Source organism: Hymenobacter lapidiphilus (genome assembly GCF_013377885.1).
Classification (GTDB): Bacteria; Bacteroidota; Bacteroidia; order Cytophagales; family Hymenobacteraceae; genus Hymenobacter; species Hymenobacter lapidiphilus.
Genome location: NZ_JABKAU010000007.1, coordinates 25,976 through 48,014 on the forward strand (window position 1 = coordinate 25,976; position 22,039 = coordinate 48,014).

A 22,039-nucleotide genomic window follows, 5' to 3' on the forward strand; every position below is an offset into this window, starting at 1 on the left:
CTCTAAACAGCTCCTATTTTAGCTGAAGAGCTTACTGGAGCGGGGTGCTGCCGATGTCCGTCAACTGGTCGTTGGTTACGACGATGCCGGTACGGGTAACCTGCTTGTAGCTCCCCTGGTTGGACGGGGCAGTAGTGGTGGGGAAGAACTCGACCCGGTAGGTGCCCGAGGGCAGGGCACCCAGCTGGAAGGCGCCGGCCGCGTCGGCGGAGGTGCTGAACGTGTCGGCGGGCGTAATGGACGAGCGGATGGCCAGTACCTGCGGCAGCGCCGCGGCCGGGGTTACGGTGCCGCGCAAGCCGCCGCGAATATCCTGGGCCACTACCCGAATAACGGGCTTGAGCAGGTACCGCTCCTTTTTGTCGTTGCCGGGCTTCCAGTTGCCGCGCTCCACAATGGATTTGGCCACATCGAAATCGAGCAGCAGCTGGTAGTTGCTGCTTTGCTGATAGAGGTCTTTCTTGTTGATCTTGAGCTTCACGCCCGATGACTGGCCGCTGGGCGTTTTCAGCTCGTAGCGCTGGCCGTCGCGGCCGGTTACGTAGCTGTCGGGGCCGAGAATGAGGCGGATTTCACGCAGGTTACCCGGATCAAAATCGGAGCTTACCAGCAGCGCTGAGCGACCATTGACGTACTCCAGCACGTTGATGGGCTGGGCCTGGAAAGGCAGCAGCTGCCAGCCATCGGGGTTGCCTTCTTCCTTCAGATGGATCTCAATCTGGCGCACATCGAGTATTACCGCCCGAAAGTCACCGGGAGCATCCGTCAGACGCACTTCGAGGGTGCCAGTGGATAGCGCATTGTCCGCTTTATCGTTGTCGCTACAGGAGGCCAGCGCCAGCGGCGCAGCTACGAGGGCATAGAACAAAGTGCGTTTAAACATCATGACAGGGAAGAAAAAGGTGAAACAGATGGCATTGGTCTACGCCCACACAGGCTAGTTATTCTGGCCCTGCAACAATGTAACCAAAGTTTGCACTTCTACCAGATAGCCCGAATTAATTGCCAGTCTTGGCCGTATCGGCCGGGGCCTTGGGCTCGGTAGGCTTGGGCGTAGGTGCCGGTGTGGGGGCCGGCGTTGGTGCCGGGGCTGTCTTCGGCTTCCCGAACAGGCTGTTGAGGCCTTTTTTAGCCTGTTCGCGCAGTTTGGCTTCGGCTTCGAGGCGCCTCTTTTCCAGCTCCAGCTGGGCGCGGGCTTCCAATTCCTGGCGCTTCACGAGGGCTTCTTTTTTGAGGCTGTCCTGGGAAAGCAGCAGCTTGGCGGCTAAGCCGGCCTTGGAGTCGTCGAGCTTGCTTTGCACAATGCCGCTAACCAGCTCCTTGGCAATATCCTTGGCCTGGCCCTTCACGCTGCCGCTGCTCAGCTTCACCTGGGGGTTGGTGATGGTGCCGCCGATGGTGAGTCCCAGCGTCACGCGCTCGGTGCCCTTAAGGTTCGATACGCCCGTGAGGCGGGTGAGCTGGCTGCTGAGCGCGGTGCCCACCTGGCCCGTGGGCACATTGAGGGCCGCCACATACTCCAGCCCGCCACCGTCGATGTTGTTCGAGCCGCCCACCGTCATCTTAATCTGGCCTACGTCCAAGTCGAACGGCTTCACCACGAAGTTACCGTTGATGATTTCGGCGGCCACATCCTTGTTGGTTACCACAAAGTTCTTCAGCTCCTGCAGCTGCGTGAGGTTGCTGATTTTGGTGAGCACCGGCGAGCCGGTTACGGCAGCCCGCACAATATCGAACACGCCTTTCCCGGTGAGGGTGCTGAAGCGGGGCATCATGTCGGGGCCCATTTCGCCGCTCACATTGAAGTTCGTTGAGAAGATGCCCTCCAGGTTGGCCGCCAGCGGCACCAGCTTCTTAATCGAGTTGAAGGCGGAAAAGGCCTGCTGAAAGTTCAGCTCCTTCACGTTCAGGCCGAAATCGAACTTGGGGTGTGCCAGGTTCTGGCTGCTGTACGAGCCATTGGTGGCGAAGCTGCCGCCAAGCGTGTTGAAGGTGAGGTTGCGCAGCGTAGCCACTTGGTTGCGCACCGTCACGGTGCCTTTCACGTCGTTCAGCTTCAGGTTGTCGTACAGCACCTGGCCCGCGGTGGTGTTCATGGTCAGGTCGAATTCCTTCGGAATCTGCAGCACGCCGTCGGCCTTGGTAGTGGCGGCGGGGGCTTTGGTGGCGGCCGTGGCGCCGGCGGTGGGCTTGGCGCTTACCTCGTCCACCATCCACTCGTTCAGGTTAAAGCGGCGCGAGTTCACCGTCAGGTCGCCGCGTAACGGCTGGCCGGGCACGAACAGGTAGCCCAGGTAGTTGCTGATGGTGCCCGAGGCCGCCACATCCGACGAGCCCACGAAGCCCTGCAGGTCGCGCAGCACAATCTGGTCGTTGTTGAACGTAGCGGTGGCTTGGCTCACCTTCATGCCCTGCGGAAAGTCGGGGCTTTTGTAGTCGATGTTGCGGGCATTCACGGTACCCGAAGCTACCACCGACTGGTAGCGGCCGGCTTCAATATCGGCCATGTTGCCCTTGGCGGCCACGTTGCCGCTTAGGCGGCCGGCCACCGTCATGCCTTCGAGCGGGAATATTTTGGTGAGCTTGGTGAGGTCCACCGTGCCTTTTACATCGGTATCGAAGGCCAGCTTATCCACGCCCTGGGTGGCCACGCGGCCCTCCAGCGGCTCGCCATCGAGCAGCATCTTGAACTGCGGGATGTTGACTTTGGTATCGTTGAGCTGACCGGTGGGGTTGGTCACGGTGCCGGTCAGGGTCAGGTTTTCAATCGGGGCCGGGAACTGCTTGCTCTTCACGTAGCCGTTGGTCAGGTTCATTTTGGCCTGAATCACCGGCATTTGGGTAGCCGAATACACGCCTTTGGCGGTGGCGTCCACGAAGAGCTTGCCGCGCAACAGCAAATCTTTCACCGGATACACCTTCATCATTTCGGCCAGGTCTACGTTGGCTTTCACGCGACCGTCTACCTTCATCGGGGCCAGCCCATCGATAGCCACGTTGCCGTCAATCGGGTTCTTGCCCAGGTCCAGGTGAAACTGCTTCACGTTCACTTTCACGTTGTTGGTGAAGCCCGACGGGTTGTCCACCACCATATCTACGTTGATGTTGCGGGCGCGCTCGGGCAGGGACGGGTACTGGAAGCTGCCGTCCTTTATCTGCAGGTTCACGCCGTAGCCGGGCATCTGCAAATCGTTCTGCACACCCTTGTAATAGCCGTCAAACGCCACCAGCCCGTCGGCCTTAATGTCCTTGAACTGCTCGGTATACGCGCCCGGCACCAGACTCAGGATGTTCTTGAAATCGGTTTCCAGCGCCTTAAACGTAAGGTCGTACACAATATCGGTGGCGTTGGGTAGGCCGATGGTACCCTGGAACGTGGCCGGAAAATCGTTCAGCTTCACCTTGTTATCTTTGAAGGTGAACAGCATCTTCTCCAGGTTCATGGCCATGGTCACATCAGCATCGAGCTGCTTATTGCTCACGTACTGCACACCGTCGTAGCTCAGCGAGGCCGACTGCGCCGTGGTCTGGCTCACCATATCAAAGATATTCTGCTCGAAGTCGCCCGAGCCGGTGTGCTCGATGCCGCGCAGCTCCATGCCAAACGGAATACTCCGGTCGTCGTAGCGCAGGCGGCCCTTGTTGATCTGCCAGCCCTTAATGGCCAGGCTCACGGCCGTGGTGTCCTGCCCCTTGGTAGCGGCAGCCGAGTCCGACACGAAAATGTCCCAGTTGGCGCGGCCGCTTTTGAGCACCTTTATATTCAGGTCGGGCTCATCGAGGGTGATGTTCTTGATTTTGATCTGGTCGCCGCTGATAACGCTCATCAGGTCCAGGCCGATGCGCGTCTGGGGCAGGTACGCCAGCGTGTCGCGGGCAAACGAGTCCTGCCCGATGATGCGCAGCTGGCTGATGCGCAGGGCCAGGTCGGGAAAGGTGCTCAGCAGCGTTACGTCAACATTGGCCGGGTCGTACTGCACCTCGGCCCGTACCCGCTGGGCGAGCTGCTTATCGAAGGCCGCTTTAATTTTATCTTTGAACAGCAGCGGGGCCAGGGCCAGGAAGGCCACGACTACCACCAGGAAAATCCCGAGGCCGATAAAAAACTTGCGCATAGAATGAATGCTTAAAAGAGGTAAATTCCGGCAGCCGAACTGACTATCAGAACAATCAGTCCGGTTGCCGACCCAGGCAAAAGTAAGGAGAAACTCAACCGGACTACGGTTGTGGTAAACGCTGTACAGACGCACTATCTTGCCTCTCGTCATCGAACGACTTACCCGCCCGGTTTCCGTCAGCTACTATCAACTCCGGTGAGACGCCAGACAGTGCGCCTCTATAGCCGCCAGCACTTTTACAGTTCTCTCAGGCCCCGGGTACCAAACCCACCCGCCCACTCGTTAGCAGCCCACGTATGCGAAGCACCAGCACGTCAGCAGCAGCAGAACCCAGAAGGCGGCGGCGGTGGCTGGCCGCTGCCGGGCTGCTGCTGGCCGGGCCCGCCGCGCAGGCCCAGGACCTGTACTTCGCGCAGCCCTTCGCCAACCGCATGCAGCTCAACCCCGCCTACGCCGGCCTGCTCGATGATTATGGCGTAACGCTCAGCTACCGCAACCAGTTTCCTACCCTGGCCGGCACCTTCCAGACCACCCAACTGGCCGCCGACTACCGCCTGCTCAACCAGCGCAGTGCCTTTGGCCTGCTCATAAACCAGGACCGTACGGGCAGCGTGGGCTACACCCGCCTGCAGGCAGGAGGCGTATATGCCTACCATGTGCGCCTCAACCGTCAGCTTAATCTCAGCGGCGGGGCCACGCTCAGCTACGGCCGCCAGCGCGTCGGCTACAGCAACCTCGTTTTCGGCGACCAGCTCTCCGACGACGGCCAGGTGCGCAACCTGAGCCGGGAAGCGGCCGACTATGCGCCCGTCAACTACCTCACGGCCGGGGTGGGCGGGCTGCTGTTCGGGCCGCAGTTCTGGCTGGGCGTGGCGGCCCATCACCTCAACCAGCCCAGCCTGGGCTTCGCCGGTCAGGCCGCGCTGCCCATGCGCCTGAATGTGCAGGGCGGCTACAAATTCTACTTCGCCCAGGTGAACACCGTGCGCGAGCAGCGCGAAGTCAGCCTTAGCCCCACGGCCGGTTACACCCGCCAGGGCAACTCCGAGCGCACCGACCTTGGATTGTACTTTACCACGACTCCACTAACACTCGGGGCGGTGTACCGGGGGCTGCCGCTACCCGGTGCCCCCCGGCCCCAGCAGGTACTTACGGCCGTGGCTGGCATCAGCGCGGGCACTTTTCGGCTTGGTTATAGCTACGATGTCAGTCTCAGCCAGTTCAGCGCCGATTTAGGCGGGGCGCACGAGCTTTCGCTCACGCTCCGCGAGTTCGATGCGCTGGAAGCAGCCTGGCGCCGACTAAAGCGACGTAATTACCCGAAAATTCCTTGCCCGGCTTTTTAAAATGTTGTATTATTGCACCCGACTTGCCTCGGCTAAATGCTTTCTTAACAGGTAGTTTCAACTTGATCATGAATATTTCCAAGTACCTGGGCCTGGCCCTTGTCGGAGCCTGCACCCTGACTGCCTGTAACAAGGGCGGACGCTCGGCTACCAACCCCGGCAAATACAGCTCGACCACGGGCATCGAGTACAACACCGATGAGGGCATGAAGGTGTCTGATTATCAGGGCATCCCCGAAGGTCCGGGTTTGGTGTTTATCGAAGGCGGCCGTACGGTTCTGGGTTCGGCCGAAGAGGACGTGGCCATGAGCCACGACAACCTGGAGCGCACCGTTACGCTGGCCTCCTTCTACATGGATGAGGTGGAAGTAGCCAACATCCACTGGCTCGAATACCTGCACTACGTGCGCAAGGACTCGGCCGAGGAGTTCTATATGTCGGCCCTGCCCGACACCACCGTGTGGGCCCGCGAGCTGTCGTTCAACGACCCCTACGTAGATTACTACCTGCGTTACCCCGGCTTCCGCTACTTCCCGGTAGTGGGCGTAAGCTGGCTGCAGGCCAACGACTTCTGCACCTGGCGTACGGCCAAGGTAAACGAGCGGCTGGCCAGCGACGCATCTGAGGATGGCGGCGGCTCCCGTAAGGGTGGTCTGTTCGGCCGTAAGAAAAACAAGGGCGGCGACGCCGCTGAAGGCACTTCTGAGGATGGCGGCGTGAAAATCGCCATCGAAAACGGCAACACGCTACCCAACTACCGCCTGCCCACCGAGGCAGAGTGGGAGTACGCGGCGCAGGCCCTCATCGGCACCCAGGAAACCGGCAACGAAAACCAGGAAAACAAGCGCATTTACCCTTGGGATGGCCGTCAGGTACGGAACCCCTACGGTAAGAACCAGGGTCAGTTCCTCGCCAACTTCAAGCGTGGCCGCGGCGACTACGCCGGTATTGCCGGCTCGCTCAACGATGGCGCCATGATTACCGAGCAGGTATTCTCGTACCCACCCAACGACTACGGCCTCTACAACATGGCCGGCAACGTGAACGAGTGGGTGCAGGACATCTACCGTCCCCTTTCCTACGAGGACGTGGAGGATTTGAACCCCTTCCGCCGCAACGGCTACCTCGACCCCTCCGAGAAGTACGACAAAAAGGGTTACCAGTCGCTCATCGACGACCATGTGCGCGTGTACAAAGGCGGCTCGTGGCGCGATGTAGCCTACTGGCTCTCGCCCGGCACCCGTCGCTTCATGGCCGAAGACTCAGCTACGGCCACCATCGGCTTCCGCTGCGCCATGATCAACGCCGGCTCGAACAAATAACATCACAGATGCTGCAGATGACGAAGATTCGTTCTGACGCAGCAACATGTAAGACACTCCAACTACTAAAACAGCCACTCCATACGGGGTGGCTGTTTTGCTGATTAAGCAGACCGTCATTCAGCGCGAATCGATAATACCCGTAACTCAAGCCGCCGCCGCCAGAAAAACCATCTGCCGTAAAAACGAATCCGCGTCATCTGCAGCATCCGCAACATCTGTGATTCTAGGCCACGGCGATGGTGGCTACACTGACTTCGCGCGCCCCGGCGGCGAGGAGTACGGCGCAGCAGGCTTCGAGTGTGGCCCCGGTTGTCAGCACGTCATCGACTATCAGCACGTGCTGGCCAGCCACCAGCTCGAAGCGGGCGGCCTCGAACACGGTAGCTACGTTATGCCAGCGCTGCAGGCGGTTTTTGCGGGTCTGCGATTCGGTGGCGGCGGTGCGGCGCAGGGCCTCCGGGTGCCAGGGGCAGCCGAGAGCCGTGGCCAGGCCTTCGGCGAAACTATCGGCCTGGTTGTAGCCGCGGCGGGCCAGCTTGCGCGGGTGCAGCGGCACGGGCACCACCAGCCCGAAAGTATCGGCGTAGCCCGCCCCGACCAGCTCCTGACCGAAGTGGCGGCCCAGCACCCTGCCCACCTGCTGCTGGTTGCGGTATTTCAGCTCGTGCAGCAGATGCTGCACCCGCCCGTGCTTCTGAAACGTGAGGTAGCCCAGCACATGCGTAACCGGCAGCTTCCCCCAGAACCGACGGGCCAGCGGGTTATCGGCCGGGGGCAGGCGGTGGTAGTCGGTGTAGGGCAGCTGGGCGCGGCAGTCGGTGCACAGGTCGTCCTCGCCGCGGGCCAGCGGCTCCTGGCAGGCCAGGCACACCCGCGGGAACAGTAGGCTCACGAAATCGGACAGCACGACGGGCAGCGGCATGGCGGTGGGGCAGCGGGTGGGCTTGGGGAAACTTCTGCCTAATTTTAGCGCTTAATGCTGAAACTTCCACGGTCTTATTTTTTCGGAGCGTTGGTTAAGCATCTGCCTGACTGCAGACTATAGTCCAACCTGCCAGCAGCGCAGAGTCATCAGCCTACCGGCCCATTCATTCATCAGTCCATCAACCCATGAGTATCGTCACCGAATTCAACGATTACCGCCAGCGCATGAATGAGAAAATCATGGCGGCCGATAACAAGGTCATCAAGCGGTTTTTCAACCTCGACACCAACACCTATCAACAGGGCGCGCTCGACGTAAAAACCAAGGAGCTATTGGGCCTGGCTTGCTCCATGGTGCTGCGCTGCGACGACTGCATCAAGTACCACCTCGGCAAGTGCTACGAGGAGAAGGTGAGCGAGGAGGAAATCTACGAGCTGTTCGCCATTGCCAACCTCATCGGGGGCAGCATCGTGATTCCGCACTTCCGGCGGGCCGTGGAGTACTGGGAGGCCCTGAAGGAAGAGACGGTAACCCCGCCGCCCGTTCATCCGCACGCCGTTTAAGTATGCTCGATCCTCAGGAAACCGAAGCCCAGTTCGAGCACCGCTGGTGGGAGCTGATGACGGAGATGAAGACCCGCTTCGGCAAAAAACCCGACATGAATGCCCTGCTGCTGCTCATTGGTGTGCAGGAGCTGGGCCAGGGTGCGGGGCCTTTCACGAAGGAGCAGAAGCAGGACCTGATGCACATTGCCACCTGCCGGCTGTTCAGCATTTCGGGCTACTACGAGCGCGAAAACGTGGATGAAGAGGGCTGGCCCCACTACCGGCTGCTGCAGGCGCTACCCTTCTCCAACTTAAAGGAGCAGGAGCGCATGCTGAAATGGCACGTGCTGGAATACTTCGACGAGCAGAATCAGGAGGAATAAAGAAGTAAAAAGTAGTCATGCTGAGCTTGCCAAAGCATCTCGCGTGCAATGGCAACTGTCATGCTGAGCGCAGTCGAAGCATCTCTACCACAATGGCATATGTGATTACTACTGCGGTAGATATGCTTCGGCTGCGCTCAGCATCACGTTCTTTTTGCTCCGGAAAACCCATCAGATGAACATCATTTCTTACAATCTCAATGGCCTGCGCTCGGCCGTGAGCAAGGGCCTGGCCGACTGGGTGGCCACAGCCCGGCCCGACGTGCTGTGCGTGCAGGAAATAAAGGCCGGCCGCGAGCCGCTCGACGTAACGCCGCTCACCGATCTGGGCTACCACGCCTACCTGCACCCGGCCCGGAAGCCCGGCTACAGCGGCGTGGCCATTTTCTCCAAGGAAAAGCCGCTGGCTGTAACCGAGGGCTGCGGGCAGGAGCTTTACGATACCGAAGGCCGGGTACTGCGGCTCGATTTTGAGCACTGCGCGGTGCTGAACACCTACATGCCCTCGGGCACCAGTGGGCCCGAGCGGCAGGCATTCAAGGTGGAGTGGTTACACTTTTTCCGACGCTACGTGGCCGGACTGCAAGCGGCCGGGGTGCCGCCGCTCGTTATTGCCGGCGACTTCAACTGCTGCCAGCGCGAGCTGGATCTGCACAACCCCAAGGCCAACCAGAAAAGCCCCGGCTTCACGCCCGAAGAGCGGCAGTGGTTCCAGGATTTTCTGGCCGACGGCTTCACCGACTCGTTCCGTCACCATCACGGCGACGCGCCGCAGCGCTACTCCTGGTGGAGCTACCGCGCCGGCTCGCGCGCCCGTAATGTCGGCTGGCGCCTCGACCACCTATTGGTCGACAACCGCCTCGTGCCCCATATCCGCCACGCCGACCTGCTACCCGACGTCATCCACTCCGACCATTGCCCGGCTTCTTTAACGCTGAGTAGCTGGCAGTAAGAATTCAGGTCACGCAGCACGATGTAGGGGCGGGGCTTGCCCCCGCCCGCCATTGAACGGAGCGCTTGAGGCACCAGTACGGCCGTCCAGCGACACCGCTCAACGGCGGGCGGGGGCAAGCCCCGCCCCTATATCGTGCTGCGTGACCTGGATGCTTTCCCTAAATCAAAATCATTTCCGCCACCTCGCGGCCCGAGGCTAGGGCGGCATTTAGCGAGGGGTAGGCGGCGTAGTCGCCGCAGCGGTAAAAGTGGGCACCGAGCCGGAGCGACTGGTGGGCGGGCTGGCCGGCGGGATATTCGGGTAGGGCGAAGGGCAGCTCGTAGGTGCGCAGGTGCGGCCAGCCGGCGGCTTCGGGGCCGAACCAGGCGGTCAGCTCTCGGCGCAGTTGGGCTGTCAGGCCGGCTTCCGAAAGACCATGCTCGCCGTGGGTGCTCACCGATACCAGCCGCTGCCCGGCCGGGGCGTAGGCCGGCGCCACATCCGACGGGAAGGCCACATTATGGGCCAGGCCGGTAGGCGAGGCGTTGAGGCGCAGCAGCTTATCAGGACGGCTGGTTGAAGCGGGAGCGGCGAAATAGGTGCAGGTAGTGCGCCGCCAGCGCAGGGCCGCGGGGGTCGAAACAAGCGCCTCGTCGGTGGCATTGGGCAGCAGGCGCGCCACCGCTTCGCCATCGACGGCTACTACAACACCGGCGGCCTCAATGGTTTCGCCGCTGGCCAGCCGGACAGTGAGGCCCTCCACGGCGGCTACCGGGCAATTCAGGCGCACGGTGCCGGTGGGCAGGCGGGCGGCCAGCTGCTCGGGTATCTGCTGCATGCCCAGGGCCGGCACCACGGCTTCGCCTTGCACAAACTGCTGAAACACGAACTCGAAGAAATTGGCTGCCGTGCTCAGGCTCCGGTCAAGGAACACGCCCCCGAAGAAGGGCCGGAAGAAGTTGTCGATGATTTGCTCACTCCAGCCGTAGTGGCGCAGAAAGTCGAGGGTGGTTTGCCTGTTAGTGGAGCTGCGACTTATAAGCTGCCCGCTGGTGTAGCCGTGTACGTGCTTCACCAAGCTCAGAATCCGCAGCTTGTCGGGCAGCGTGCCGATGCGCGAAGTGAGGGCCGAAAACGCAGCCATGGGCCGTTGCAGCGGGTTCTGCAGGGTCGTTTCCTTGCCGTCGGGCAATCGGATAACCGCTCCGGAGCGAAAGGCCTTCAGATCGAGGGCACCGTAGTCAATCAGCCGCTCGACCTCGGGGTAGCGCGTGAGCAGCACCTGGAACCCCCGGTCGAGGCGGAACCCTTCGGGCGTAATATCGGTCCGGACGCGGCCACCCACGGCGTCGGCGGCTTCGAGCAGCAGCACGGGCCGGCCGGCGCGGTGCAGGTAGTTGGCGCAGGCCAGCCCGGCCATGCCAGCCCCGATAACTATGGTGGGTAATTGGGCGGAAGAAGCAGTAGTCATCATAGACCCAACAAACTGCAAACGCAGCGCGAAGGTTGTTTTTTGATAGAAGCCAAGACTTGAAAGGGACGTCATTCAAAGCGAAGCGAAGAATCTCGCTCGTAAGCATTGCGCTACGGTAGTTCAATATTTGCGAGTGAGATTCTTCGCTTTGCTCTGAATGACGTTCTCCTGACTTCTAGCTTCTAGCTCCTCAGAAAAGTGGCTTGCGCGGCTTCATGATCTTGCGGGTTTTCTGGGTCCAGAGCTCGGCCGCACCGTTTCGGGCGAGGCTGACGCGCCACACGCCCATGGCCTTGCCCTGCTGGTAGCCAGTGGCCTGGTCCTGGGGGTACTTCTGCCTGATGAGCGCGTAATCGGCGGCGGCAATGTCTTTGCCCACTTCGCCATGGCAGCGCAGGCAAAGCTGGTCGTTGAGCACTAATGGGCGCTGGTAGGTGAACACTTCCTGGCTGGGGCGGGCCACCTGCCGGGCGGTGTCGGCCGGGTTCAGCTCGGCGGCGCTCAGGGTAGCCAGGCTGAGGGGGTTGCGCGGGCGGTTGCTCACGCGGGTTAGCGTAGCCTGCATCGCCTTGGCCAACGAATCGGTGCGGGGCAGGCGCTCGGGCCGGCAGAACGGCAGGGCCGCCGCTACGCCGCCCGCCGCCAGCTTCTCGGCCAGCACCTGGCGCAACTCCCGCTCGGCCCGGCCCGTGAGCGAGTCGCCGGCCCAGGCTGTGGCCCGCAGCAAATCGTTGGGCATAATGCGCTTCACTTCCCAGTTAACAGATTCTTTGGCTAGCTCCTTGGTATTGCTCAGGTGCTCCACCTGGTCGGGATTACAGGCAGAAAACAGGAGTAGCAGCGAGGCAAGTGGCAGGAGTGGGCGCATAGTTTTGAGCTTTTAGCTACTAGCCGTTAGCTGATAGCTTTTGTTTTTTCTGGACCTACGCAAAAGGGGTGCTGCCGGCAAGTGGCTTTGCTATCCTGCGGTTCATGCTACGGCCGCGCTACGGAGGCAGCCGCACCCAATTGACCGACCGGAGTCTCAAAGCTAACAGCTGTCAGCTAACAGCTCAGAATGTAGCCGTATCTTTGTAGCCCTACTACAAATTTCAGAAGGCAAGATGCTAGATAAACTGGAGGCCATCCAACGGCGCTACGAGGATGTGAGCGAGGAGCTGACCCAGCCCGACGCCATGAGCGACATGAAGCGCTTCAAGTCCCTCAACAAGGAATACAAGGACTTGGGCAAGATTATGGTCGAGTACAAGGCCTACCAGAACGTGTTGGCCAACATTGCCAGCTCCAAGCAGGTCATCTCGACCGAAAAGGATGAGGACTTCCGCCAGATGGCCAAGGATGAGCTAGAAGAGCTTTACCCCGAAGAGGAGCGCCTGGAAGCAGTTATCAAAGAACTGCTGATTCCGAAAGACCCCAACGACAGCAAGGACGTCATCATGGAAATCCGGGCTGGAGCCGGAGGCGACGAGGCCGCCATTTTTGCCGGCGACCTGCAGCGCATGTACATGCGCTACGCCGAAAAGCACAACCTCAAAATGGACCTCATTGACGCCACCGAAGGTACTTCGGGCGGCTACAAGGAAATTATTCTGGCCCTGAAGGGCGAGGACGTGTACGGCAAGCTCAAGTTTGAGAGCGGCGTACATCGCGTGCAGCGCGTGCCGGCCACCGAAACCCAGGGCCGCATCCACACCTCCGTGGCCTCGATTGTGGTGATGCCGGAGGCCGAAGAGTTGGACGTGCAGATTGACATGAACGACGTGCGCAAGGACCTGTTCATGTCGAGCGGCCCCGGCGGGCAGTCGGTAAACACGACCTACTCGGCCGTGCGCCTCACCCACCTGCCCACCGGCCTCGTGGCCCAGTGCCAGGACCAGAAGTCGCAGCTCAAAAACTTCGATAAAGCCCTCGGCGTGCTTCGCTCGCGGATTTACGAAATCGAGCTGGCCAAGAAGAACGAAGCCGAAGGTGCCCAGCGCAAAAGCATGATTGGCAGCGGCGACCGGTCGGACAAAATCCGCACCTATAACTACCCCCAGGGCCGCGTAACCGACCACCGCATCGGCTTCACAGTACACAACCTGGCCAGCGTGATGGATGGCAACATCGACGACTTCGTGGAGCAACTGCGCCTGGCCGAAAGCGCCGCCCGCCTACAGGAGGGCGTCGGATAATTTTTCTGGCTGAACGGACGTTAGGAGAAGAAAGCCAAACGTCGGCAGCACATAAATTGAACGTGTCATGCTGAGCGAAGCGGAGCGTAGTCGAAGCAGCTCTACTGCAATGCTAATCCTTATGCAGGGGTTACCATTGCGGTAGAGATGCTTCGACTACGCTCCGCTTCGCTCAGCATGACACGTTCTATTGACATCCCATCAAAAACCCACCAACTCATGCGCTTCCTGCTTCCGCTGCTGCTCCTGCTTTCGGCCCTGACCACAACGGTACTGCTGCCGGGCTGCGAGCCGAAGGAAGACCTGATAACAACAGACAGCAGCGCGAAGCTGGAATTCTCGCTCGACACGGTGAAGTTCGATACGGTGTTTGTGGCCACCGGCACCGTTACCAAGCGCCTGTGGGTGTACAACCGCAATGCCCGGGCCGTGCGGGTGGCCGAAATCAGCCTGCCGAGCCGGCCGGCCGTAACCTACAGCCTGCTGATAAACGGCGACGCCGTTGCCAGCGCCCGCAACGTAGAAATCAGGGGAAAAGACAGCCTGCTGGTGCTGGTGCGGGCTACCGTTGACCCCACGCCGGCCGACGGCAAGCCGTTTCTGGTGGAAGACGACCTGCGCTTTGTAACCAACGGCAACGAGCAGGCCGTGAAAGTGCTCAGCTACGGCCAGAACGCTTACTTCCACGACAACGAAACCATCACCTCTAGTACCGTCTGGAAAGCCGACAAGCCCCACGTGATTTACAATTCGGTGCTCGTGAAGCCGGGTGTTACACTCACCATTGCGGCCGGCGCACGCATCTACTCGCACTTCCGCTCCTATCTGGTGATAGAGGGCCGCCTGTTGTGCAACCCCGATTATCAGCCTACCGGCCCCATCAAGCCTACCGACCCCAACATCGTGCGCTTTTCGGGCGACCGGCGCGAGGCCGAGTACGCCGAGCGGCCCGGCCAGTGGGGCGGCATCGAGTTCGACCTGGGCAGCCAGGGCAACGTGGTGCGCTACACCGAACTAAAGAACAGCACGCTGGGCCTCTACCTCTACAACCCGTTTGATGAGCAGCCGCGCCCCCAAGTGCGGGTCGAGAATGTGGAGCTGCGCAATATATCCACCCTCAATAGCGGCCTGGGCTTCGATGGGGCCGCGCTGCTGAGCCTGAGCGGCGACCTGACGGTCAGCAACACGCTCATCAGCAACTGCGAGCAGTACGCGGTATACGCCGTGCAAAGCAGCCAGGTCCGGCTCGACTACTGCACCATCGCCAACTATAGCCTCGGCACCCGCGACCAGCCTTCGGTCCTTACTTCGCCCGAAGCGCCTTTCGCTTCCATTGGCGGCCGGCCGCTGCCCGTAGTTGCGCCACGTGGCCTCACGATACGCAACTCCATTATCTGGGGCAGCATCCGCGACGGGGAGGAGTTGGAGTTTGTGGCCGGTGAGCAGTACGCGGGCAGCATCAGCATCCGCAACAGCCTGCTCAAAACCAAGAAATACGATAATACCGGGCCGCTGGGCCAACAGAAAAACGGTAACGTCCTCAACCCCGACGAGTTTGCCTCCCCCATCTTCAAAAGCACACCGTCGCGCTTCCGGGGTACCGCGCTCAGCTTCGAGCTAGACACCCTCTCACCAGCCAGCAACCGCGCCCTGCCCCTACCGGGCCTCACCACTGACCTACTCAACCGCCCCCGCAACCCCAACACGCCTGATATGGGCGCCTATGAGCGGGTGAATCCTTAAGTAACCCAACGTTGGGAGCTATTCTACCGGAACGACGTAGGGGCGGGGCTTGTCCCCGCCCGCCGTTAGCACATGCTTTGCGGGGTCTCCTGACAGCTGTTCAATCCGTTGTTTAACGGCGGACGGGGACAAGCCCCGTCCCGACACCGACCTTCTAAACTTGAGCTATAAATGAGGGGTAAGCACGTTATTCACCTCGCATTTCTCACTTCCAACCTATGTACTGCTTCCAGAAACGACTGCGGCTGCCGGCGCTAAGTCGGGGCTTTCATCTGATAACCGATTTGCTGGTAGCCGAACTGCCCGAGTTGGAGCAGCTGCAGGTAGGCACGGCGCACTTCTTCATCCAGCACACCTCCGCCAGCCTCAGCCTCAACGAAAACGCCGACCCTACTGTGCGCGCCGATTTTGAGCAGTTCTTCCGGCGGCTGGTACCCGAAAACGCGCCCTACTTCCAGCACACCCAGGAGGGTCCCGACGATATGCCGGCCCATCTTAAAGCTAGCCTGCTGGGCCACGCCGTGAGTATCCCCATTAGCCGGGGTGAGCTGCTGCTGGGCACCTGGCAGGGCATTTACCTGGGCGAGCACCGCATCCATGGCGGCCGCCGCTGGGTGGTAGCCACGTTGATGGGGAGTTAAGGATTAGGCAAGAGCATCATTCAGAGCGAAGCGAAGAATCTCGCGTGAATCGTCACAACGAAGCTGTTTAGGAAGTGCCAGGAATCAGTTAGGACGTCATGCTTCATCTGGCGTCCGCGCAGTCGAAGCATGACGTTCTTTTGACTTTCTAAACAGCTTCAACAGTTGTTGTTCAACCATTCACGCGAGATTCTTCGCTTCGCTCCGAATGATGCTCTGTATTACTGACCTATTGTTACACGCACCGCGTAGCGCACCGAATCGAATAGAATCAGCTTTTGGACGCCCTGCACGCGGTAAGTGCTAAGCTGGCCGTTTGGGCTATCCAGCTCCAGGGTTTTGGCCGAGTACACCAGCGGGTTGTCCTGGGAGACAGTGGCGCGCACCTGCTGCACCTGCCCGCCACGGCTAACGACCAGAAGCTGGCGAACCGGCTGCTCCACGCCGGGACGGCGGCGGTAGGTGCGCCGCAACAGCCCGTCGGGCGTGGCCGCCGAATCGACGAGGTAAAGGCCGTGCAGGGCGGGCTTGTCGATATCGGCTTGCTGGAAAATCTGCAGCTCTTTGGCCCAGTCAGTGGGCGTGAGGCGTTCGGTTTCCAGGCCGCCGTCGCGCAACAGTACCTGCTTTTCTACGGTGGGTTTGCGGCGGTTGAGCTCGATGGTCTGCTCGCTCAGAAAAGCCGGCAGGTTGAAGTAGCTGGTGTGCTGGCGCAGTGTCTCGTTGGGTGCCGGCGCATCAGTCGCCGTTCCGCAGGCCGTGAGCAGCAGAGCCAGGGCAACCGGCAGTACGAGCCCGCGCTTACGCATTCGGGCCAGTGGTTTGAGGGTGCAGCAGGCTCTGACCGGTCATGATGGCAGGCTTCGGGATGCCCATCAACTCCAGCACGGTAGGCGCAATGTCGCCGAGCTTGCCGTCGGCCAGCGGGCCACGGTAGTCGTTGCTGGCCAGAATGCAGGGCACCAGGTTGGTGGTATGGGCCGTATTGGGCGAGCCGTCGGGGTTCACCATCATGTCGGCGTTGCCGTGGTCGGCAATGATGATACAGGTGTAGTCGGCGGCCAGCGCGGCTTCTACCACGCCACGGGTGCATTCGTCGGCGGCTTCGGCAGCCTTCACGGCGGCCGCAAAAATGCCGGTGTGGCCCACCATGTCGGTGTTGGCGAAGTTGAGCACCACAAAATCGGCCGACTTGGCCAGCAGCTCCGGCACCAGTGCGTCGCGCAGCTCGTAGGCGCTCATTTCGGGCTGTAGGTCATAGGTGGCTACCTTGGGCGAATTGCGCATAATGCGGCTCTCGCCCGGAAACTCCAGCTCCTGCCCGCCCGAGAAGAAGAACGTCACGTGCGGGTACTTCTCGGTTTCGGCAATCCGAATCTGCTTTTTACCGTGCTCGGCCAATACCTGGCCCAGCGTATGCTCCAAGTTGTCCTTCTCGAAGATGGGAATGACGCCGGTGAAGGTGGCGTCGTAGCTGGTCATGGTCAGGTAATGCAGGTTCAGGCGCTGCATCTGGAAGGCGTGGAAATCCTGCTGGGTGAGGGCCTCCGTGATTTCGCGGCCCCGGTCGGTGCGGAAGTTAAAGCAGATAACCACGTCGCCCTCGGCAATGGTGGCCAGCGGCGTACCGTCGGCGTCCACCTTCACAATGGGCTTCATAAACTCATCCGTCGCGCCCTCCTTATACGAGTCGAGCATGCTCTGAATCAGGTTCTGCGAGGGCGTACCGATGCCGTTTACCAGCACATCATAGGCCACTTTCACCCGCTCCCAGCGGTTATCGCGGTCCATGGCATAGTAGCGGCCTACCACCGAGGCAATTTTGCCGCTGGCTCCGCGCTGCAAGTGCTGCTCCAGGTCGTTCACGTAGCTCACCCCGCCCTTGGGGTCGGTATCGCGGCCATCGGTGAAGGCGTGGATGAACACATTATGCACGTCCTCATCGTGGGCGATGGAGCACAGGGCCTTTAAGTGGTCGATATGCGAGTGCACGCCGCCGTCGGAGAGCAGGCCCATCAGGTGCACGGGCTTACGGTGCTCGCGGGCGTAGGCGAAGGCCTGCTGCAGGGCGGGCACCGCGGCCAGCTTCCGCTCGCGCACAGCCTTGTTGATGCGCACCAGATCCTGGTACACCACCCGGCCAGCCCCGATGTTCATGTGCCCAACCTCAGAATTACCCATCTGCCCGTCGGGCAGGCCCACGGCCTCGCCCGAGGCCTGGAGCCTGCTGTGCGGAAAACGTGCGAACAGCGAATCAACGAAGGGTGTATTGGCTTGGTCGACGGCCGAAACTTCCTTATTCTGAGCCAGGCCCCACCCGTCCAGAATCACCAGCAATACCTGTTTGTTCATGGCCGCAAAGATACGGCAGACCCGGCAAAAAGGCCGGCCTCTTCTGTACCTTGCCAGCCAGCCGGCTCATTTGGCCCAATCTTGCTTCAGCTGGTGGCAGCTTGGCACTATTTTCGCATCTTGCCGATCAAACTCTTTCTGTTTTTACATGAAACGTCTAACTTCTTTTGCTTCGGTGCTGGTACTGGGGTTGCTGCTGGCTGTCGGTGTGATGGCCCAGGCCGATTCCTTCGGGCCGGTGCGCAGCGCCATCCGGAACAGCAATGCCCGCGAGCTGGCCCAGCTGTTCGCCCCCAACGTGGAGCTGAGCTTTGACGACGGCGACAAGCAGAGCTACAGCGCCACGCAGGCTGAGTTTGTGATGAAAGATTTCTTTGCCAAGCACTCTCCGGCTTCGTTTGATTTCATCCACTATGGCGGCAGCAACGAAGGCACACCCTACGCCGTGGGCAAGTACGTCGGCAAGGACGGCACCTACCGCATGTTCGTGAAGATGAAGCAAACCGGCGGCAGCCTCAAAATTGACAACATCGCCTTCACCAAGGAATAACCCCGGCCCTGGCCGGCTCACTATCAGATACCGCGCCTTCGGGCGCGGTATTTTTTTTGTGCGGTAAGCACCCCGGTATGGTAAGCAAATAGGCTCTGTTGAGGCCGAATCGAAGAGACTTGGGCGGCGCTGCCTGGAACCGGGGCGTTTTTGCTATTTTTGTCCCGTGCAAACGCCTTCCTACCTTACTCCTGAAGCCCTGACGGCCTTCATTCAAGCGGCTCTGGCTGAAGACGTCGGCGACGGCGACCATTCGGCGCTTTCTTCCATTCCGGCTGAAGCCCGCAACCGCGCCCACCTGCTCATCAAAGATGCCGGGGTGCTGGCCGGGGTGGAGCTGGCCCGCCACATTTTCACCTTCGTGGATGCCGACCTTGTGCTGGACGTGCGCCTGCAGGACGGGGCCCGTGTAAGCTATGGCGACGTGGCCCTCGTAGTGGAGGGCCGGGCGCGCAGCATTCTTACGGCCGAACGGCTGGTACTCAACTGCATGCAGCGCATGAGTGGCATTGCCACCCATACGGCCCACCTCATTAGCCTGCTGGCCGGCACCAAGGCCCGCCTGCTCGACACGCGCAAAACCACCCCCAACTTCCGGCTGCCCGAAAAATGGGCCGTGCTGATTGGTGGCGGCGTCAACCACCGCTACGGCCTCTTCGACATGATTATCCTCAAGGACAACCATGTGGATTACGCCGGGGGGGTGCGCCAGGCCATCGAAGCCTCGCGGGCTTACCTGGCCCAAACGGGCCGGCAGTTGCCCATCGAAATTGAAACCCGCTCGCTGGCCGAAGTGCAGCAGGCGCTTGATACCGGCGGCATCGACCGTATCATGCTCGACAATATGGCGCCGGCCCAGCTCCGCGAGGCCGTGGCCCTGGTGGCGGGCCGCTTCCCGCTCGAAGCCAGCGGTGGTATTACCGAGGAAACCATTGCCGATGTAGCCGCCACCGGCGTCGACTACATCTCAGTCGGAGCCCTCACCCACTCCGTCCGCAGCCTGGACATGAGTTTAAAAGCCTTTTAATGAGTTGGTAGTTGTTGGGTGTCAGTTGGTAATAGCGGAGTGCCAGAAGAATTTGGCGCTATTACTATCAACTGATATCCAGCAACTACCAGCGAACAACGAACGACCAATGCAACTACCCAACCAGCGCGGGAGCTACCGGCAGCAGCAGGGCCCCTCGCCGATGGCCATCCGGACCAAAAAGCACCAGCTCGACACCAACACCTACACCCGCATAGCCATGGGCCGGGTGTGGCGGCGCGAGTGGTGGTATGCCCTCATTCCGTTTGCGGTAGGGCTGCTGCCGGCTATTATCTGGCATTCGTGGTGGTGGCTGGCCCTTTCATTAGGCCTCACACTGCTTTACGTCCTCTTCCGCTCGGCCCAGGTAACGGGCATGACGCAGGTGGAGCAGAGCAAGCCGCTGTTCGAGAAGATGGCCTACGAGTTTGATAACAAGCAGATTGTGCTGCGGCGCAACGAGAAGGAGGGCATGCGCATAACCTGGGACATGATTGGCGAGGTGAAGCGCGAGGCGGCCGGTTACCTGCTGCTGCTCAAGACGCCAGAGCTGCCGGACGAAATCAAAGGATTTAAGCGCTGGATGGCCCGCACCTTTGATGCGCCTATCTTTGTAGAAGTACCCGACCGCATTTTCAACTCCGGCAACGACCAGAAGCTGTTCGAAGCCATGCTGCGCCGCAAAAGCCTTTTGGTATAGCATGCAGTAGCTGGCACCGCACACGGAGGACCGGACGGGCACCAGCAAGCCTCACCGATTTTCGTGCCTGACACCGACTACCTGCCCGATACCAGGTACTCACTACCAACTACTCATTACTCACTACTTTTCTCATGAGCAAGCAACTCGCTATTTCCGCTTTTGCCCTGGCTGCGCTGGCCCTGGGCGGCTGCAGCGCCGAACCGTCGGATTGGCGGCCCGACAAAAAAGTATCGTTGGATATGGTTGCCCCCGGCACCCGCTCCAGCGAGAACTTCGAGCACACCGATGCAGAGCACGCCGATATGGAACACAACGGTGTGGAACATAGCGGTATGGAGCATAACGAAAAGGGCGGGGCTATTGCCGAGCCCGTTAGCTCCGGCGTAACGCTCGACGAGCCCAACATGCGCAAGCGGACCAACGCCGAGGAGTCGCGTACTGCCAACGACCCCACTGCCCCGCTCACCAACAGCCCCGAGGCAATGCAGAGCGTAAAAAAGGCCTCTGACACCACCGCAACTAAGGCCTCGAAGGGCCCCAAGAAATAATTGCCCGCTATCTGTAAGCTCATGACCTATTTCAAGCAAGTTGCCCTGGCATTGTGCCTGTTGCCCATGCTGGCCCTAACCAGCTGCGAGCAAAAGGCTACTACGGCCGAGGCTCCCGCTACTGAAGCTACCGCTACCGAGGCGCCTGCCGCTACCGGTGCTGAGGCGATGCCCGTGGCCACTGCCGCCTACATTTGCCCCATGAATTGCGCTGGCAGCGCCAGCGACAAGCCCGGCAAGTGCCCGGTTTGCAATATGGACCTGGAGCCCAACCCGGCTGCCAAGCCCGCCGCTACGCTTTAGCCTACGGCGCTGGCTTACGCCCCGCGTTTGCGAGGCACAGCCAACCTGATTTCCCGAATGCGAAGAAGGGCGTAGCTACGCCCTTCTTCGTTTTTCAGCCCTGCCTATGTCTGCTGCTGCTTCCGAATGGTTTAGCACTTGGTTCGATTCGCCTTACTATCACCGCCTGTATCAGCACCGCGACTATGCCGAAGCCCGGCAGTTTCTGGGGCGGCTACTGGAGCACCTGCACCCACACCCCGGGGCCCGGCTGCTCGATTTAGCCTGCGGCAAGGGCCGGCATTCGCGCTACCTCAGCGAGCAGGGCTTCGATGTAACAGGCGTCGATTTATCGGCCCAGAGCATTGCGCATGCCCGGCAGTTTGCCCACGAGCACCTGCGCTTCTACGAGCACGACATGCGCGACGAACTGCCCTACGGCCCCTTCGATCTGGTGCTGAACCTGTTTACGAGCTTTGGCTACTTTGCCGAGGAGGCCGAGAACGTGGTGGCGCTGCGCCACGCCGCCGACGCGCTGCGGCCAGGCGGTAAGCTGGTCATCGACTTTCTCAACACCGACCTGGCCATCCGGCAGCTGGTGGCCCACGAAACCAAAACCGTTGATGGGGTTACTTTCCAGCTGCACCGCCACCTCCAGCACGGCTTCATCGTAAAGGACATCCGGTTCGAAGATGAGCAGGACCAGCCGCAGCACTTCGTGGAGCGCGTGCGGGCCCTCACGCGGGAGCGGTTCGAGGAGTACTTCCAGCTGGCGGGCCTGCGCCTGGCCGAAACGCTGGGCGACTACCAGCTCCGCCCCTTCGACCTGGCCACCAGCCCCCGCATGCTGTTCGTGCTGAAAAAACAAGGGTAATATGCCGAATGACTGATGTGCTGCCGGGATGAACTCCCGTTAAACAGCGCATATCAGCCTATTCAAAATCAGCATGTCACCCCATCAAAAAATCA

Annotated in this window: 21 protein-coding genes; 14 read left to right on the forward strand and 7 right to left on the reverse strand. The window is 60.6% G+C overall.

The window, feature by feature from the left end; genetic code table 11:
- Window positions 1-31 precede the first annotated feature (31 nt).
- Both HW554_RS05105 and HW554_RS05110 read right to left on the reverse strand, forming a co-directional pair.
- Window positions 32-886 carry a DUF4382 domain-containing protein gene (locus tag HW554_RS05105; protein WP_176907428.1) on the reverse strand — a complete coding sequence of 285 codons (855 nt, stop codon included), beginning with the start codon at window positions 884-886 and terminating at the stop codon, window positions 32-34.
- Between the two features lie 112 nt (window positions 887-998).
- A complete protein-coding gene (locus HW554_RS05110; protein ID WP_176907430.1) occupies window positions 999-4,115 on the reverse strand; it encodes an AsmA family protein in 3,117 nt (1,038 codons plus the stop codon).
- 299 nt (window positions 4,116-4,414) lie between these two features.
- On the opposite strand from HW554_RS05110, the gene HW554_RS05115 reads away from it, so the two are divergent.
- Both HW554_RS05115 and HW554_RS05120 read left to right on the forward strand, forming a co-directional pair.
- Window positions 4,415-5,464 carry a PorP/SprF family type IX secretion system membrane protein gene (locus HW554_RS05115; RefSeq protein ID WP_176907432.1) on the forward strand — a complete coding sequence of 350 codons (1,050 nt, stop codon included), beginning with the start codon at window positions 4,415-4,417 and terminating at the stop codon, window positions 5,462-5,464.
- A 68-nt stretch (window positions 5,465-5,532) separates the two neighbouring features.
- Complete coding sequence (locus HW554_RS05120) at window positions 5,533-6,786, forward strand: SUMF1/EgtB/PvdO family nonheme iron enzyme (RefSeq protein ID WP_176907434.1); 1,254 nt, start codon at window positions 5,533-5,535, stop codon at window positions 6,784-6,786.
- A 226-nt stretch (window positions 6,787-7,012) separates the two neighbouring features.
- Here HW554_RS05120 and HW554_RS05125 read toward each other — a convergent pair whose 3' ends face one another.
- Window positions 7,013-7,711, reverse strand: coding sequence for a ComF family protein (locus HW554_RS05125; protein WP_176907436.1), 699 nt, complete (start codon window positions 7,709-7,711; stop codon window positions 7,013-7,015).
- A 188-nt stretch (window positions 7,712-7,899) separates the two neighbouring features.
- On the opposite strand from HW554_RS05125, the gene HW554_RS05130 reads away from it, so the two are divergent.
- The 3 genes from HW554_RS05130 to HW554_RS05140 all read left to right on the forward strand — a co-directional run bounded on the left by HW554_RS05130 (window position 7,900) and on the right by HW554_RS05140 (window position 9,594).
- A complete protein-coding gene (locus HW554_RS05130; RefSeq protein WP_176907438.1) occupies window positions 7,900-8,277 on the forward strand; it encodes a carboxymuconolactone decarboxylase family protein in 378 nt (125 codons plus the stop codon).
- 2 nt (window positions 8,278-8,279) lie between these two features.
- The gene (locus tag HW554_RS05135) at window positions 8,280-8,642 is read left to right on the forward strand and encodes a hypothetical protein (RefSeq protein ID WP_116939274.1); all 363 of its coding nucleotides are present in this window, start codon (window positions 8,280-8,282) and stop codon (window positions 8,640-8,642) included.
- Window positions 8,643-8,817: 175 nt separating this feature from the next.
- Window positions 8,818-9,594: an exodeoxyribonuclease III gene (locus tag HW554_RS05140; protein ID WP_176907439.1), complete on the forward strand. Its 777-nt coding sequence runs from the start codon at window positions 8,818-8,820 to the stop codon at window positions 9,592-9,594.
- A 160-nt stretch (window positions 9,595-9,754) separates the two neighbouring features.
- Here the strand turns inward: HW554_RS05140 and HW554_RS05145 are convergent, their stop codons facing one another.
- Both HW554_RS05145 and HW554_RS05150 read right to left on the reverse strand, forming a co-directional pair.
- On the reverse strand, window positions 9,755-11,050 hold the full coding sequence (locus HW554_RS05145; protein ID WP_176907441.1) for a protoporphyrinogen/coproporphyrinogen oxidase: 1,296 nt from the start codon (window positions 11,048-11,050) through the stop codon (window positions 9,755-9,757).
- A gap of 190 nt (window positions 11,051-11,240) precedes the next feature.
- Complete coding sequence (locus tag HW554_RS05150) at window positions 11,241-11,918, reverse strand: c-type heme family protein (protein WP_176907443.1); 678 nt, start codon at window positions 11,916-11,918, stop codon at window positions 11,241-11,243.
- 235 nt (window positions 11,919-12,153) lie between these two features.
- Between HW554_RS05150 and prfA the strand changes: the two genes are divergently transcribed.
- The 3 genes from prfA (at window position 12,154) to HW554_RS05165 (ending at window position 15,608) form a co-directional block, all read left to right on the forward strand.
- A complete protein-coding gene (gene prfA, locus HW554_RS05155; RefSeq protein ID WP_176907445.1) occupies window positions 12,154-13,224 on the forward strand; it encodes a peptide chain release factor 1 in 1,071 nt (356 codons plus the stop codon).
- A 177-nt stretch (window positions 13,225-13,401) separates the two neighbouring features.
- Complete coding sequence (locus tag HW554_RS05160) at window positions 13,402-14,967, forward strand: right-handed parallel beta-helix repeat-containing protein (RefSeq protein ID WP_176907446.1); 1,566 nt, start codon at window positions 13,402-13,404, stop codon at window positions 14,965-14,967.
- Window positions 14,968-15,185: 218 nt separating this feature from the next.
- Entirely contained in the window at window positions 15,186-15,608 is a 423-nt protein-coding gene (locus HW554_RS05165) for a secondary thiamine-phosphate synthase enzyme YjbQ (RefSeq protein WP_176907448.1), read from the forward strand.
- Between the two features lie 221 nt (window positions 15,609-15,829).
- Here the strand turns inward: HW554_RS05165 and HW554_RS05170 are convergent, their stop codons facing one another.
- Window positions 15,830-16,417: a hypothetical protein gene (locus tag HW554_RS05170; RefSeq protein WP_176907450.1), complete on the reverse strand. Its 588-nt coding sequence runs from the start codon at window positions 16,415-16,417 to the stop codon at window positions 15,830-15,832.
- The gene (gpmI, locus tag HW554_RS05175; protein WP_176907451.1) at window positions 16,410-17,960 is read right to left on the reverse strand and encodes a 2,3-bisphosphoglycerate-independent phosphoglycerate mutase; all 1,551 of its coding nucleotides are present in this window, start codon (window positions 17,958-17,960) and stop codon (window positions 16,410-16,412) included. The genes HW554_RS05170 and gpmI overlap by 8 nt, the downstream gene beginning before the upstream one ends.
- A gap of 148 nt (window positions 17,961-18,108) precedes the next feature.
- On the opposite strand from gpmI, the gene HW554_RS05180 reads away from it, so the two are divergent.
- The 6 genes from HW554_RS05180 to HW554_RS05205 all read left to right on the forward strand — a co-directional run bounded on the left by HW554_RS05180 (window position 18,109) and on the right by HW554_RS05205 (window position 21,944).
- Window positions 18,109-18,510, forward strand: a complete 402-nt coding sequence (locus HW554_RS05180; RefSeq protein WP_176907453.1) for a DUF4783 domain-containing protein — start codon at window positions 18,109-18,111, stop codon at window positions 18,508-18,510.
- 166 nt (window positions 18,511-18,676) lie between these two features.
- A complete protein-coding gene (gene nadC / locus HW554_RS05185; RefSeq protein WP_176898123.1) occupies window positions 18,677-19,537 on the forward strand; it encodes a carboxylating nicotinate-nucleotide diphosphorylase in 861 nt (286 codons plus the stop codon).
- Between the two features lie 109 nt (window positions 19,538-19,646).
- Window positions 19,647-20,237 (forward strand): hypothetical protein, encoded by a 591-nt coding sequence (locus HW554_RS05190; protein WP_176907457.1) that lies wholly within the window; start codon window positions 19,647-19,649, stop codon window positions 20,235-20,237.
- A 134-nt stretch (window positions 20,238-20,371) separates the two neighbouring features.
- Entirely contained in the window at window positions 20,372-20,788 is a 417-nt protein-coding gene (locus HW554_RS05195; protein ID WP_176907459.1) for a hypothetical protein, read from the forward strand.
- Between the two features lie 21 nt (window positions 20,789-20,809).
- Window positions 20,810-21,091 carry a heavy metal-binding domain-containing protein gene (locus HW554_RS05200; RefSeq protein WP_176907461.1) on the forward strand — a complete coding sequence of 94 codons (282 nt, stop codon included), beginning with the start codon at window positions 20,810-20,812 and terminating at the stop codon, window positions 21,089-21,091.
- A gap of 106 nt (window positions 21,092-21,197) precedes the next feature.
- Complete coding sequence (locus HW554_RS05205) at window positions 21,198-21,944, forward strand: class I SAM-dependent methyltransferase (RefSeq protein WP_176907463.1); 747 nt, start codon at window positions 21,198-21,200, stop codon at window positions 21,942-21,944.
- Window positions 21,945-22,039: the final 95 nt, after the last annotated feature.